This window comes from Psychrobacter sp. Ps7, from assembly GCF_022129225.1.
Lineage (GTDB): Bacteria > Pseudomonadota > Gammaproteobacteria > Pseudomonadales > Moraxellaceae > Psychrobacter > Psychrobacter immobilis_A.
In genome coordinates this window covers 24,478-38,112 of sequence record NZ_JADQAH010000033.1, presented here as the reverse complement: position 1 = coordinate 38,112, position 13,635 = coordinate 24,478, and the positions used below count along the sequence as shown (strand labels likewise).

General features: G+C 43.3%; 12 protein-coding genes. 8 read left to right on the top strand and 4 right to left on the bottom strand.

All coding sequences use genetic code 11. From position 1 onward, the window contains the following. The 4 genes from I3257_RS10905 to I3257_RS10890 all read right to left on the bottom strand — a co-directional run. A partial coding sequence (locus I3257_RS10905) for a hypothetical protein (RefSeq protein ID WP_238049754.1) occupies positions 1–300 on the bottom strand: 300 nt, incomplete at its 3' end. A 151-nt stretch (positions 301–451) separates the two neighbouring features. Further along, positions 452–1,741 carry a DUF2931 family protein gene (locus I3257_RS10900; protein WP_238049753.1) on the bottom strand — a complete coding sequence of 430 codons (1,290 nt, stop codon included), beginning with the start codon at positions 1,739–1,741 and terminating at the stop codon, positions 452–454. 136 nt (positions 1,742–1,877) lie between these two features. Beyond that, the gene (locus tag I3257_RS10895) at positions 1,878–3,203 is read right to left on the bottom strand and encodes a DUF2235 domain-containing protein (protein ID WP_238049752.1); all 1,326 of its coding nucleotides are present in this window, start codon (positions 3,201–3,203) and stop codon (positions 1,878–1,880) included. Next, positions 3,203–6,073 (bottom strand): DUF2345 domain-containing protein, encoded by a 2,871-nt coding sequence (locus tag I3257_RS10890; RefSeq protein ID WP_238049751.1) that lies wholly within the window; start codon positions 6,071–6,073, stop codon positions 3,203–3,205. Before I3257_RS10890 ends, I3257_RS10895 begins: the two co-directional genes overlap by 1 nt. 216 nt (positions 6,074–6,289) lie before the next feature. Here I3257_RS10890 and I3257_RS10885 point away from each other — a divergent pair, with 216 nt between their 5' ends. The 8 genes from I3257_RS10885 to tssG all read left to right on the top strand — a co-directional run bounded on the left by I3257_RS10885 (position 6,290) and on the right by tssG (position 13,614). Then, positions 6,290–6,736 (top strand): hypothetical protein, encoded by a 447-nt coding sequence (locus I3257_RS10885; RefSeq protein ID WP_238049750.1) that lies wholly within the window; start codon positions 6,290–6,292, stop codon positions 6,734–6,736. A gap of 19 nt (positions 6,737–6,755) precedes the next feature. Next, positions 6,756–7,535: a hypothetical protein gene (locus I3257_RS10880; RefSeq protein WP_238049749.1), complete on the top strand. Its 780-nt coding sequence runs from the start codon at positions 6,756–6,758 to the stop codon at positions 7,533–7,535. 21 nt (positions 7,536–7,556) lie between these two features. Then, positions 7,557–8,069: a type VI secretion system contractile sheath small subunit gene (gene tssB / locus I3257_RS10875; protein ID WP_045448203.1), complete on the top strand. Its 513-nt coding sequence runs from the start codon at positions 7,557–7,559 to the stop codon at positions 8,067–8,069. Between the two features lie 3 nt (positions 8,070–8,072). Then, the gene (gene tssC, locus I3257_RS10870; protein ID WP_045451930.1) at positions 8,073–9,563 is read left to right on the top strand and encodes a type VI secretion system contractile sheath large subunit; all 1,491 of its coding nucleotides are present in this window, start codon (positions 8,073–8,075) and stop codon (positions 9,561–9,563) included. A 50-nt stretch (positions 9,564–9,613) separates the two neighbouring features. Then, positions 9,614–10,117 carry a type VI secretion system tube protein Hcp gene (locus I3257_RS10865; protein ID WP_025651832.1) on the top strand — a complete coding sequence of 168 codons (504 nt, stop codon included), beginning with the start codon at positions 9,614–9,616 and terminating at the stop codon, positions 10,115–10,117. A 100-nt stretch (positions 10,118–10,217) separates the two neighbouring features. Beyond that, positions 10,218–10,709, top strand: coding sequence for a type VI secretion system baseplate subunit TssE (gene tssE, locus I3257_RS10860; protein WP_045451932.1), 492 nt, complete (start codon positions 10,218–10,220; stop codon positions 10,707–10,709). 77 nt (positions 10,710–10,786) lie between these two features. After that, positions 10,787–12,610 carry a type VI secretion system baseplate subunit TssF gene (gene tssF, locus I3257_RS10855; protein WP_238049748.1) on the top strand — a complete coding sequence of 608 codons (1,824 nt, stop codon included), beginning with the start codon at positions 10,787–10,789 and terminating at the stop codon, positions 12,608–12,610. Beyond that, complete coding sequence (tssG, locus tag I3257_RS10850; protein WP_238049747.1) at positions 12,574–13,614, top strand: type VI secretion system baseplate subunit TssG; 1,041 nt, start codon at positions 12,574–12,576, stop codon at positions 13,612–13,614. The genes tssF and tssG overlap by 37 nt, the downstream gene beginning before the upstream one ends. Positions 13,615–13,635: the final 21 nt, after the last annotated feature.

The window sequence follows — 13,635 nt, the reverse complement described above, 5'->3', positions numbered from 1 at the left end:
ACCAATGGTTAAGCAGCACCGACTGTCCCAGCCTTGGCGCAAACTGCCAACCATGAGTGCTACCCGATGACAGCTGCAATGAGCGCAGTGGCGGGGTAGTGCCGTCATCGTGAGGACTGATACCTGACCAAACAGGCGTGGTGATGGTTTGTTGTAGATTATTAGTGCTGACACTGGAGTCATAGCTGGGGGAGGCTGATAAACCTGTGTCACCAGTACGTGCTTGGGTGAGACCCGTGTAAGTGCTACTGGCAAAGGATAAAGAACTGGGATAAGGGCAATAAGGAATAGCAGCGTCAAGTAACGTCGCTGATACCCAAATCCCAGTATTGCGCCATCAAAATGATGGTAACTGACGCTTCGTATAAGGCAAATACGGTAGCTAGCAGTGCGATCAGTGGAAAATATGGTCAAGTTCATTGTTGCGATATAATATTTTTAGCTTAAACAATTAGTTTATATTCACAAAAGCAGGATCACTTAAATTTTTTATTTTAGGGGCAGTGATAAATTGTGGATAACCAGTTTTGGCGACATACTGCCCTTGTGTAGGATCTATTGGTGTACGTGAGAACTGATACGCACCTTCAATCGATATTTCCTGATTACCTTTTTGTAAATAAGCGCTTTCTAACACTAAATCTTTATCAAAATCTAGCTTGAGCGTTGCAAAATCATTTGCATTAGCAGGTTGCTCGTTAGTAGCGAGCGAACGCTTAGGATACAGACTATCAAAATATTTGAAAAAATAGTTTAAATTTGGATCTTGATAGTAAGGTCTATAGGAGGCTTTGCCAATACCTTGAGCTGCCCACTGTGGTCTAGGAAATAGATGTACTTCAACTTCGATGCGCTCACCAGTGCCTTTATTGTCTACCCAAGTTATAATCTTAGTTGGTACTGCTTTGAGCGCTTTACTATATTTATCAAATTGGTCATCCAGTACCGCAAACCTTTCGGTGTTGGCAAATTCAGCGTAGTACTCCCCGTTCCACTCTTGTCCATCAATGGTTATAGACAGATTCCAAGGATACTTGGTCTGCATCTGCTTGTACCACTCTGATGAGATCGTCCATTCCCCTGATTGCCATTGCTCATAACCTTTTGGGCTTTTATTCTTGAAAGCAGCAAGGTTATCATTTTTGCTAACGTCTTTATTTTTTAGGTAGTATTCGTAATCGATAAGAAGGTAGTCGTCACCGCTAGATATCTTCTCGCCTTCAATGGTTGCTGAGTCAGGCTCGATAGGCGTGGCTTGAAATGAGGTAATTTCTTTACGGCCAGACCAACCAGTGACAAAAACAATTACCCAGCCCTTGGGAGCAAATCCAAGTTCTATGGCATAATAGTTTTTATCAGCACTATCAGATCCTGGATTACTGTCGATCTGCTTTCTATTGGTGCTAGTCATCAGTGCATATATTTTAGCAGTGGGTAGCAGGTGCTCACCTTGATAATATTGGTTGGCTACCTTATCCAAGTAGGTAACTTGTACCTTATCTGGCAATGGCTGCTCGAACTCATTGCCCCCTAGCGGTGCGCTGCCATAGCCCCAAAAATCCCCACTACCGTGTAGTGAGCGTAACCAAGTGCCGTCAGCTAGATAAAAGCTGGTACTATAACTGCGTATTTTATCTGACTTCTGCAAACTCACGCTATTGGTAAGATTGTCTTGTTTGTATAGGGTATAGTCTGCTTCTGAGACATGAGCCCCCCATTCGACCACTCTATCGTCTCTCATTTGTTTTTCCTTGTATAGCCACACAAATTCCAGTGATGACAGCACAAAGATAGCGATCGTTATAAGCTTTATCGTTGTAGACCATTTGGATGACATCATTGTTTGAACTCAATTGTTAATTTGATAGATACTGGTATCAACCATTTATCGTTTTTCTAAAAGGTACGCCTTCACCATTTTTTAAGCGTCTTAGACCAAAACCTAAATCAGCTGTTGCGGAGCCTTTAACGTATTTTGCTGACCAGTGTATATAGCTGTTTCTAAATCCCTTAGTTGTCTTACCTTCGACTAGACTTAGATTTAGACGGCCTCCCCATTTAACACCTTTTATTACTTTATCTGGCAATTTACCCATCGATTGCCTAATACCGGGTCTCAAACTACTATAATAAGTGATTAATTCTGGCATAAAGCTCATACTGCCATAGGTTGTTGCCATGCGAGCTGTCATGTTTAAAGATACTTTATGTATGTCGTAATAAACGGCATTGGTACGCTCGGCTTTATAATAATTACTCCCAATAGTTCGCTTGATCAGTTTTATTTGATCGGCTTTATAAAACTCTTTAGTTATTAGCCAAGTTTTTAGAGTCTCATCTCCTTCTTCAATATCATATTTTTTACCTTTAGTACTATCAGGGTAGGCACCACCAACATCGGCATGTGCCCCATTCATTATTACTTCGTAACCAAAGCCACCATTAATCGCCGATCTAATATTGGTGACTGAAAAGTTCTCGCGATACTCGTCGGCAGCTATAATATGAAAGACTTTAGTGATTTTTTTATCATTGGCATCCAAATTTCGAAAGTCTAACTTCAGCTCTGATACATCATTATCAAAATTATGGTTAACAGCCTGTCCGACAGGTATTAATCCGCTTATTAAGCCAGATCGTAAACTGACATATTGATAGGACGAAACGGTGTCAAACAAACCGACAAATTTAAAGCGAATTTGGCTTGCTGATAAGTTCCACTTTTTGAAAAGCTTAGGGTTTGATTTGGCTAAATGAATAAAGTGACGAGCGGTTGCAGCTCCACGGCTAAAGCCAAAAACATTGATATAGAGTATAGTGGGTTTTCTTCCTACCTTTCCTTCTATTTTACCAAATGCTTCTTTAGCACGTTCAACTACACCCGTATCACCATCACCAAAAGCAAAACCTAACAGTTCATCATCTTCATCACCTTGAACAGTACCAATTCCTTCCATATAGATCCAAAATTGAGAGCCGTTTTTACTTCTGTTTAAAAATAAATGAGTCACATTAGAGTAAGCATTGGAATAGCTGGTCTCGTCCTCGTTATGCTCTTTTTTCTGTTTTGCAGAAAAACCTTTATAGGTATCGGTGTTATATAAATTATTTTTAGTCCCATCAAAGAATAAATTCACTGTCTTACCATCTTGTACTACTGGTACAAAGGATCCTTTTCTTTTATTGCTTTTAGCGCTCGTCATTATTTATCCTCTTCATTAGTATCGGCGGTTAATTCAAATTCAACCGACTTATTCCCTGTACCAATCCGTATTGTTTCACCCTTGTCATTTGTTACCCCGCGATAAACTTTGCCCTCAGATGTCTTAATTTTATAAGCGAACCCGGCGATGATATTACCTAAAGTATCTTTAACCACATACATCTCATTATAAGGCTCTTCAGGAGGAGTGTAATGACACCATGCTCCCACAACCAACTCTTTCTTCACCGCCTTAACCTTAATCACCCCCGGACACACCAGCTTAATACCACTGTCATCGATGGTAATAGAAGCTCCGGCTGAGGTTTGCAGCTTAATGCGCTTAGGGCTTGACACATTCACCTGTCCTGACGCGCTACCAATCGTCATGCTTTGTTGACTGTGTAATTGCAACTCACCACCCTGTGCTTGTATCGCTAGTGGCTCTCTATTGGCACTAATATGCAGTCCTGATAGATCGGCTTGACCACCAACCCCAGAGAGCGAGTCAATCGTATTTGCCGTCAGCGTATAATTGCCTGCCACCACATCCGACTGAGTTGCGCCTGATTGCCTAACGATTGTTTTCGCCGTCCATAGGGTATTACTTGCTGACGCTAAGATACTGTCTTTACTGACCAGCATCACATCGGGCGCGCCCAATACTTCCGTATTGAGGGTCTCATCGATGATTTGTGCACTGGTCTTAAAGGCTTCTATCGTTTGGTTGGTATTGCTAAGTGCTGCCGTGGATTGCAAATGTGCCTGCTTGGCCTCTTTGAAGGTTTCACTCAGCGCAGTGCCCATTGTTAACTGGCGTTGTCCTGCATCATTGACCCAAGCTGACTCGTGCTCGCTTTGACTATGTCTGATATCAAAGGTGGAGAGCAGCACGCCTGACTCACCGGTGATTTGTAAGCCATGGTCGCTTGCCAGATTAATGCCTTGACCGCTATCGCTTGATTGATGATTGCTAAAGCGATGACGCAGTATGCCAAGCTCAAGCACGTGCTCATCAGGGGCAAAGGTGGCGCTAGAAGTGATGGTTGGTGTCTCAGCATTGGCACGTGATCCTGTATTCACCGTCCATTGAAGACCGACTTTATTAGGCGTGTCATCGAAACTTAGGGTCACTTCAGAGTCGGACGTCAGCCCATATTGAGCAATACCAGAAATCCAACCACTGTGCCCATCATCTTCACTAATTTGCGAATGACCCAAACCACCACCATGCCATCTAGGGGACGCGCCGCCTTGTAAGTTATGTCTATTCGATAGTCCGCTATCACGAGTGGTGATGTCTTTTTCATCGACATCACCCATACCGATACCGTCATAAAGCGATCTGCTAATCACAGGACTGTCTATATCACCGTACCAATGGTTAAGCAGCACCGACTGCCCAAGCCTTGGCGCAAACTGCCAACCATGCGTGCTACCCGATGACAGCTGCAATGAGCGCAGTGGCGGGGTAGTGCCATCATCATGAGGGCTGATACCTGACCAGACAGACGTAGTAATAGTTTGCTGTAGATTGTCAGTGCTGACACTTGAGTCATAGCTGGGGGAAGCTGATAAACCTGTGTCACCAGTACGAGCTTGGGCGAGACCCGTGTAAGTGCTACTAGCAAAGGATAAAGAACTGGGATAAGGGCAATAAGGAATAGCAGCGTCAAGTAACGTCGCTAATACCCAAACCCCAGTATCGCGGGCGATGTCAAAGCCATGATCGGGTATTGAAAAGTGATTGTGATTCATTGCATGACAGTGCATATGCTGAGCAGTGCGCTGTAACCACTGTTTGATAAATACTTGATGATGGTATGACACGCTATCGTTGTCAGGCTCAATACCGATTAAGGTAACCGCGATACAATGCGTGGATAAGCTACCAATAGAGGGTAGGTTATTGATACTCACTGGACTACTGACGCTCAGACCACGCAGGGCACCCGTCGCTTGATAAGTTTCGCGCTGACAGCGATTGGCAGATATCCATTGCTCTGCTATATAAGTAGCGGCGTCCTCGCTGTTCACGCGAGAGGGTGCACCAATTAATACCGTCGTGTCATCTATCGCAAGCAGTGACTCATCTACTGCTTGACCTTCATAAATGGTATCTGCCGCCAACCCATCTGCTCGTACTATTACCCTATCACTGCCAAGTTGCTGCGACCTCATTTGTAGCGTATTGACACTATCTTGACCTGATTGTACGGATGACTGAGCATAACTATAGGTCAGCGGTATGAGCTCGCCTGTGTCTAAACCATCAACCAACCACCACGTGCCAAGCTCATCAACGGAATTCCCTGACACCCATAAAGTCGATATACCAATATCAGCGAGCAGACCAGTAACAAATTCATAGTCGCTGACATCCGACTGTATACGCATGGATAAAGGTGCCGATAAACGTGCGGATGATTCATCATCTGATGACAAAAGAGACTCAGATATTTGCCAATTTAAATCGTAATCACTAAGGATGAGGGTAACAATATCGAGCGTCGATTGATTGATAAAACTGCGGGTATGTATCGACTGTGCCAACTGCCAATCGGGGCTAACAACTTCTAAAGTATAAAAGTGCATCGCGCCATCAGATTGCTGATAACGGATGCCGCGTATCAGCCCAGTACGACAGCTAGCGGTACGATCAGCGGAAAACGTGGTTAAGCATATCGGAGCATTGATTAATGATAAACAAGCGTTCGATTCGATAAAATTATAACTAAACACTAGTATGTCAATATTGTCAGATTGATTAATGCCGCTTGCACCGCAAAACGAAACAGGGTAAAAGGTGTTTATCGTTGGATTATCAGTATGAACGGTAATATTATGTAGACGATTGGTCTTAGAAGGCATAAGAAGGGTACCGTTACTGCGTATTTTATACCAAGAAAATGGCTTGAATGGGTGATTTACTAAATTATTTATTAAGAAAAGTATAGAGTTTATTGAAATATTGTCAAGTATATGTATAATCAACCTCATTGATTTTTTATGATTAATGAACTTTAGTTATATTTATTTCTTTTAAAAAATCTATCCTTTTATATTTTTAGTGATGATCCTGTTGTTATGAATCCTATTTATCGTAATAAACTTGCCACCGCAGGTCTGCTATCAGTCTTACTTAGCGCGTCTTTATTGACAGCGGGTTGTGGCACCACTGCTCAGAAAAATGTACAAACCACGGTCAGCAAACCAATAGTGAAGCAGTTGAGTGAGCCTTCGCTTGCCTATTTGTCAAACGGCAATCAACTTAGCAGTGAAGCGTGGATGACTATTGCCAAAAATAACTACGACGCAAAACGCTATGCACGGGCATTGAGAGCAGCTAATGAGGCTCTAAGCGTTGATAATGAAAGGCTTGATGCACGTCAGCTTGCCATGCTTTCAGCAGTTAAAGTGATGGAAAGTAATATTGATGCTTATCACGATAATAGTTTGATGAATAGTGGTGATAAGGCAACACTGAATGAAACGCTCACCAATATCACCACTTTAGTTAACGCGTCTAATTAAAATAATGTTGAGCAGGCACATGTATTTATCTCACACCAATAATGGCGAGCACCGACTTACAATGACCAGTATCAGAAGCAATATTAGAGTCAGTTTTACGCTATCCAAAGCGTTTTTGGCAGGTCTGTTCATCATGGGTTCAGCAATGACTACCGCCCATAGTGAGCTTGTCATACAAGAAAAAGACCCCGGTTCTAGCATCATAAATCAATTTTCGGCACTCAAAAATGCTGATGCAAAATCACCGCAACTGCATCAACTGGTCGCGGATTTGAACCAAAGAGTATCTCGTAATCCTAATGACTCGCTAGCATGGGAGATTTTGGCGCAGATTTATTCTAACAATGGCTATCATGCTTATGCTGTTTACGCAGCCAGTGAAGCCATTGATCTGGGTCAAAGCACTGCTAAGCTAAAAAAGATACTACTCAATAGCAGCGCTATCGTCTCCCAAAGCCAACTGCAGTCAGATTATCTCACTGATGAAGTGGACGCAGCGTTTTTGAAGGAGTATCAGTACGCTTTAAGTAAAATATATGGTGATATCTATGGTTTCAATTACGATGAGTCTTTGCCGAAACCACCAGCGCCAGTCGTCAAGCCTAGAAGCGGTAAATCAGGCACTAAATCAAAACCTCAGCCCCAGGTGTCTGTAAAAAAAGCATCGAAGCCTATGAAAAAACCAGCCGTAAAAAAACCGCCACGACCACCAAAAGTTAAGCCTGTTACTAAACCTTCACCTACCAAAAAAAGTAACGCCAAATCGACTGATCCATTCAGTATATTGCGTTCAAACTAGACATTGCTGAGGTAACTTATTATGGCAAAGCAAGACAGTGTACAAAAGAAACTCGCAAAAGTACGTGCGCCTCGGGTGCATCTGACTTATGACGTTGAAGTAGGCGATGCGATCGAAACCAAGGAAATTCCTTTTGTCGTTGGCGTTTTGGGAGAGTTTTCAGGAGATTCCACCCTTGAACAACCACGCTTTAAAGACAAAAAATTTGTCGAAGTGGACTTGGATACCTTTGATGAGGTGATGTCAGGTCTAGCACCGCGTGCGACCTTTCGAGTAAGCAATGACTTAAGTGATAAAGGCGGCGAATTCGCAGTTGATTTGGCATTCAATAGTATCAACGATTTTCGTCCTGAAGCGGTTGCTGATCAAATTGAGCCACTAAAGCAATTGGTACAAGCACGAGATCGCTTAGCAGATTTACGCAATAAAATATCGGCCAACGAAAAACTTGAAGACCTATTAGATGACGTGCTTAAGAACACTGAGCAAGTCAAAAAAATGGCGGAACAAAATCAAACCGATGGTGAGGATTAAACGATGAGTGCCCAAGCCCAGCAAAATCTAGCACCTGATGCGTTAAATAATGACAGTTACGACTTACTCGAAGAAATCGTCAATAAAAGTAACGTTGCCAAGTCTGATGACGAAAAAAATCGTGCCAAGTCGCAAATTGCAGAGCTTGCCAATGAAGTCATGCAAGGCACCGTAACGTTGTCAGATAATTTGGCCGCATCGATTGACGCGCGTATTGCCCAAATTGACGCGTTGATCTCCAAGCAGCTGACCACCGTCATGCACGCGCCCGAGTTTCAAAAGCTAGAGTCCAGCTGGCGTGGCTTGCATTATTTATGTAGCCAGACTCCGTCGGAATCCATGCTAAAGATTCGTATGATGAATACTACGAAGCGCGAACTGACTAAAGATTTTCAATCGTCAATTGATTTTGATCAAAGCACGCTGTTTAAGAAAATATACGAAGAAGAGTTCGGTAGCTTCGGTGGTGAACCTTATGCCGCTATCGTTGGTGACTTTGAATTTACTCGCCAAAACTCAGACATGTATCTTCTTGAGCAATTGTCTCATGTTGCGGCCGCTTCTCATGCACCCTTTGTGTCGGCGGCTTCCGCTGAAATGTTTGGTCTCGACTCCTTTACCGACATTGGTCGCCCGCGTGATTTGTCAAAGATATTTGAAACCGCTGAATATATACGCTGGCGCGCGTTCAGACAGTCAGAAGATGCGCGATATGTTGCGTTAACTGTGCCTAGCTTTTTAGGTCGTCTGCCTTACGATCCTAAAGATGGCACGGTGGTTGAAGGATTTAATTTTACGGAAGAAGTCTCTGGTAATAATCATGACGATTATCTATGGGTGAACGCGGCTTATGCGTTCGCTTCACGCTTGACGGCGGCTTTCTCTGACTATCGCTGGTGTGCTGCCATTCGCGGCGTTGAGGGTGGTGGCTTGGTTGAAGGGTTACCTGTTCATACCTTTAAGACGGATGAAGGGGATTTGGCACTTAAATGTCCAACGGAAATCTCTATCACCGATCGCCGAGAAAAAGAGTTGAGCGACTTAGGATTTATCCCGTTAGTCCATTGCAAAAATACCAATTACGCTGCTTTTTTTGGGGCGCAGTCGGTGCAAAAAGCCAAAACTTATCAAAACGATGATGCCAACGCCAATGCTGCGCTATCGACGCAGATCCAATACATTATGGCGGTGTCACGTATTGCCCATTACCTAAAAGCGATGATGCGCGATAAGGTAGGCAGCTTCTTAGCGCCTGGTAATGTTGAGTCGTTTTTAAATGACTGGATTTCTCGTTATGTCTTGCTAGATGACGGCGCCTCACAAGAAGCAAAAGCCCAGTACCCACTGCGCGAAGCTTCTGTACAAGTTGTAGAAGTGCCGGGTAAGCCTGGTGTCTACAAGTCCGTGGTCTTTTTGAGACCACACTTTCAACTTGACGAATTGTCTGTTTCTTTGCGTCTGGTCACTCAACTGCCGCAATCTAGCAACAGCTGATCGTTTATTAAAACTAACGTGAAATTTAAATTTTAAAAAAGGTATGTGATATGAAAGATATTTATATTCAGTTCCGCGGTAAATATAAAATTGATGGCGAGTCTCGTGATAGCGAGCATAAAGGTTGGCTTGAAGTAAATACTTGGGATCACTTGATCCGTCAGCCAAAATCAGCGACAGCAAGTAGCGTTGGTGGTCATACTTCTGAGCGTTGTGAGCATGCTGACATGACGTTTATGAAAGACTTGGACTCGACCAGCCCTAAACTATGGGAAGCGTGTTCTGCTGGTTATACTTTTGATGAGATCCAAATTGATTTTTATCGTGCCAACGGTGACAAACGCGTTAAATATCTTGAAGTAAAACTTAAGCATGCGCTGATCGCAAGTGTCGAGCCAACGGTACGTTCTGAAGGCGTACCAATCGAAAAAGTCGGTATCAAGTATGCCGCTGTTGAATGGACTTACACCCAGCAAGATATCGATGGTACTGCTAAAGGCGCTGTGACTAAAAAATGGTCACTAGCCAACAATACTGCTACTTATACCGCCTAATTTAGGTTGTATCAGGTGTCATCTATTGTGTCGAACCGAAAAAGAAAGGTTTATATCTAGGCCTTTCTTTTTTGTTTGTTAAATAGGAGTGATTATATCAATGAATTACGCCACTAACGCTTCTAACAAAGAAATTGGATTTCGCCCAAATTTGTTCGAGCAGTTATTTGATGATCAGCCCCGTCATTTGTCGCATGAGCTCGTGGTTCGTCGTCTTAATATCGATGAGCTAAAGTCTTCGGTCGCACGAGACCTTGAAGCTTTATTGAATACGCGCTGTGTGGTGTCTAGTAGACTGCAAAAGTATCAGCATGTGCGTTCATCGATATTGAATTTTGGCATATTAGATTTTGTGGGACTCAGCAGTGCCAATCCTACTGACTGTGATTATATCTGTCGCCAAATAGCTCAAACAGTCGAGCAGCAAGATACCCGACTAAAAAACGTTCGCGTCTCGTTAGATATTGGTGCTGTTGATGTCAATCAACTGTGTTTTTCTATTGAAGCATTATTAAAGGTTTATCCAGCACAAGAGCTGGTCAGCTTCGATGCGTTCTTTGAGCCAAGCTCTCAGCGTTACTTAATAAAATAATCATTATCCCATTAATGAAATAACTACTACTACCGCTCAATTTATACAGTTAGCAGCGATCAATATATTGAGGCGTCATGGACAGTCTACTTCCTTACTTTGAGCATGAGCTTAGCCTGTTTAATAAACAGTCAAAAGAGTTTGCCAAAAAATATCCCAAAATAGCCAATCGGTTGTTGATGGGGCACGATACCGTAGATGATCCGCATATAGAGCGGTTGATACAGGCTTTTTCGCTGATCAGTGCGCGTATCAATAAAAAATTGGACGATTCATACGCTGATTTTACCGAATCGCTATTAGAAGTCGTTTATCCCGATTATCTCAAACCTTTTCCATCGGTCTCTATTGCACAGTTCAATCTAGGCGTACAGGGTAATGCGATGAGCGAGGCAGTCTTAGTCCCTAAAAATAGCCCTTTCGCCAGCCAAAAAATAAATGGCACGCCTTGCCAGTTTCAGTCAACCCAAGATGTGACCTTGCTGCCGCTACAGATAGATAGCGTCGACTTTGAAACTCGTCAAGAGGTGTATGACAATCAGCATGGACTGCTTAATGGCTGTATTAGTATCAAATTTAAGGGGCTTAATTCAAGCTTTGACTATCAAGCCTTATTAAACCACTCGTTAGATTTGTATATAGACGAGGACGCCAGTCAGGGCACCAGTCTATGGGATTTACTAGGGTGTGATGTCAAGCAAACGCATCTGCATGGTAGGCAGGTCAATAAGATTACGGGTAGTCCGTTTGAGATTATAGGCTTCGATCCTGAGCAGCAAATTCTTCCGAGCCATCGAGTGAGTAATGCTGCCTCTGCCTTATTAAAAGAATACTTCTATTTCCCTGAAAAATTCAATTTCTTACGCCTTAATCTTGGTAAGGTTTGTCCAAATTTAAAGATCGATAGCAATGGCTTTGAGATTCGCTGTTACTTTAGATTTGATAAAAAAAATACTATCCGCCTAAAAAACTTGCAGCAGCTCAGTGCCAGCAGTATCAAGCTGTTTTGCACGCCCGTCGTCAATTTATTCAAAGCGGCTGCTAAGCCCATCCAAGTGACGCATCGTTCTGTCTATTATGATTTGGTGCCTGATACGCGCGCACTTTTTCAACATGAAATCTATGAGGTTAATAAAGTCATAGAATCTAAGCAAAGTGACAATCGCTTGATACAACGTGAGTATCATCCATTTTATGCACTCAATCATTATGAGCAGCAAGATGAAGGTCGTTATTATCATATTAAACGTGATAAGGATATGGCTGAGTTCAAACAGGGTTTTGAATATCAGATTATGTTTGTAGAAAAGAACCGCGAGGATTTATCAGGTGCGGTGAGCATGAGTGCGTCTTTGTTGTGTACCAATAGAGATTTGCCATCCCAAGTAGTGTTCGGGCAAAGCCGTGGTGATTTGTTTAGCGAAGGGATGTCGGGGTTTAGCAGTCTGTCGTTATTGAAGCAGCCAACCCGAACTGCAAGATTTGACTATACCGGAGAGGAGCGCTGGCGGTTAATATCGCTGATTAGTCTGAATTTTTTATCGCTTGCCGCCCAAGATGCGGAGCTGATGAAAGAGTATCTGTCGCTCTATGACATTACGCAATCTGCTTCCAATAAACTGTTGGTCGAAGGTATCGTCTCTGTCGAGACCAGTATTGAAGCGAGACGTATTCAGCGTTTGCCTCAACCCGGGTTCGTGCGCGGTACGCTGATTAACATTAACATCAATCAAAAGAATTTCGCCGGTGTCAGTATTCGCCAGTTTGCCCATTTATTGGCGCATGTGTTTGGCTATCACGCCAGCTTAAACAGCTTTGTTGAAGTGTCCATCAGTGATGCTGTGACCAAAGAGGAGGTATACAGATGTCAGCCACGCAGCGGTCTCAGTCCTCTTATTTAACGGATCTAATGGCGGCGCCGCAATCCTATGAGTTAATCCAAGCACTACGTTTGGTTCGGCATGAAGTCAGTATGGGGCATGCACCTATTGAGGTACGTTACCGTGCCTCGTTGTCATTGGCCTATCCGCAAGCTGAAATTGAGTCGATGTCAATCATTGCTCAGGACAATATGGAAGACAGTGGCAGCTCATTAAAGGATGGTCAAGTAAAGGCTAATTCATTAAAAGCCAGACAGATAGAGGTTTATCCAGCAGTTATCGGATTGACTGGCCCGTTGTCAGCCTTGCCAGCGATGTATACCGATCATCTGGCGTCGCGGGTCAATCATGCAAAAGATAAAGCAGCACCGGCATTTTTAGATTTATTTAACCATCGTTTAACCGATTTGTATGTGCAAGCGAGTTGGTTTTATAACCTGCCATTACAGTATGAGATAAATAATAAAAAAGACAACTACCTACTGAGCTTGCGGGCATTGGCGCGTCAGCCGAAGAAGCTAACCGCCATCGATAGCTTGATTGCTTATGCTGGCATGATCGCCCCAGGACGCCTGACAGCCGATCAGTTGTCACATGTACTGTCGCATTTTTTAGACAGCACCGTCAGTGTCGAGCAATTCGTACCGGAGTGGTTTGATTTACCAGCTAGTGAACAGACAGCACTTGGTGGTCAGCATGCTGCCCTTGGGTTGTCCGCATTTTGCGGTGCGCGCGTCGTACAGTTTGATAGCAAGATTAGAATTATCTTTCATCAGTTGGACGCGGAGCGTTATTTAAGACTGTTACCAGCAGGGGATATGTATCAAGTCATTATTGATTTTATCCGTAAATGGTGCGGTGTTTGCTTGGCGGTCGAGATGCAACTCGAGTTGGACAAGCAATACATCACCCCTTTGTCGTTATCTGAGAGCAGTTTCGGTAGTTTGGGTCAGGGTGGGTTTTTGATATCGCAGCCAGCGACGCAGCATCATGATGACACCCGCTATGCGCTGCCTATTCAGTAGAAAGGTATTACTAGAAAAATA

What these genes read in the sequence shown, in the direction of transcription:
- I3257_RS10900 (WP_238049753.1), bottom strand. Translation starts at nt 1,741, where the DNA reads ATGAGAGACGATAGAGTGGTCGAATGGGGGGCTCATGTCTCAGAAGCA.
- I3257_RS10895 (WP_238049752.1), bottom strand. Translation starts at nt 3,203, where the DNA reads ATGACGAGCGCTAAAAGCAATAAAAGAAAAGGATCCTTTGTACCAGTA.
- I3257_RS10890 (WP_238049751.1), bottom strand. Translation starts at nt 6,073, where the DNA reads ATGCCTTCTAAGACCAATCGTCTACATAATATTACCGTTCATACTGAT.
- I3257_RS10885 (WP_238049750.1), top strand. Translation starts at nt 6,290, where the DNA reads ATGAATCCTATTTATCGTAATAAACTTGCCACCGCAGGTCTGCTATCA.
- I3257_RS10880 (WP_238049749.1), top strand. Translation starts at nt 6,756, where the DNA reads ATGTATTTATCTCACACCAATAATGGCGAGCACCGACTTACAATGACC.
- tssB (WP_045448203.1), top strand. Translation starts at nt 7,557, where the DNA reads ATGGCAAAGCAAGACAGTGTACAAAAGAAACTCGCAAAAGTACGTGCG.
- tssC (WP_045451930.1), top strand. Translation starts at nt 8,073, where the DNA reads ATGAGTGCCCAAGCCCAGCAAAATCTAGCACCTGATGCGTTAAATAAT.
- I3257_RS10865 (WP_025651832.1), top strand. Translation starts at nt 9,614, where the DNA reads ATGAAAGATATTTATATTCAGTTCCGCGGTAAATATAAAATTGATGGC.
- tssE (WP_045451932.1), top strand. Translation starts at nt 10,218, where the DNA reads ATGAATTACGCCACTAACGCTTCTAACAAAGAAATTGGATTTCGCCCA.
- tssF (WP_238049748.1), top strand. Translation starts at nt 10,787, where the DNA reads ATGGACAGTCTACTTCCTTACTTTGAGCATGAGCTTAGCCTGTTTAAT.
- tssG (WP_238049747.1), top strand. Translation starts at nt 12,574, where the DNA reads ATGTCAGCCACGCAGCGGTCTCAGTCCTCTTATTTAACGGATCTAATG.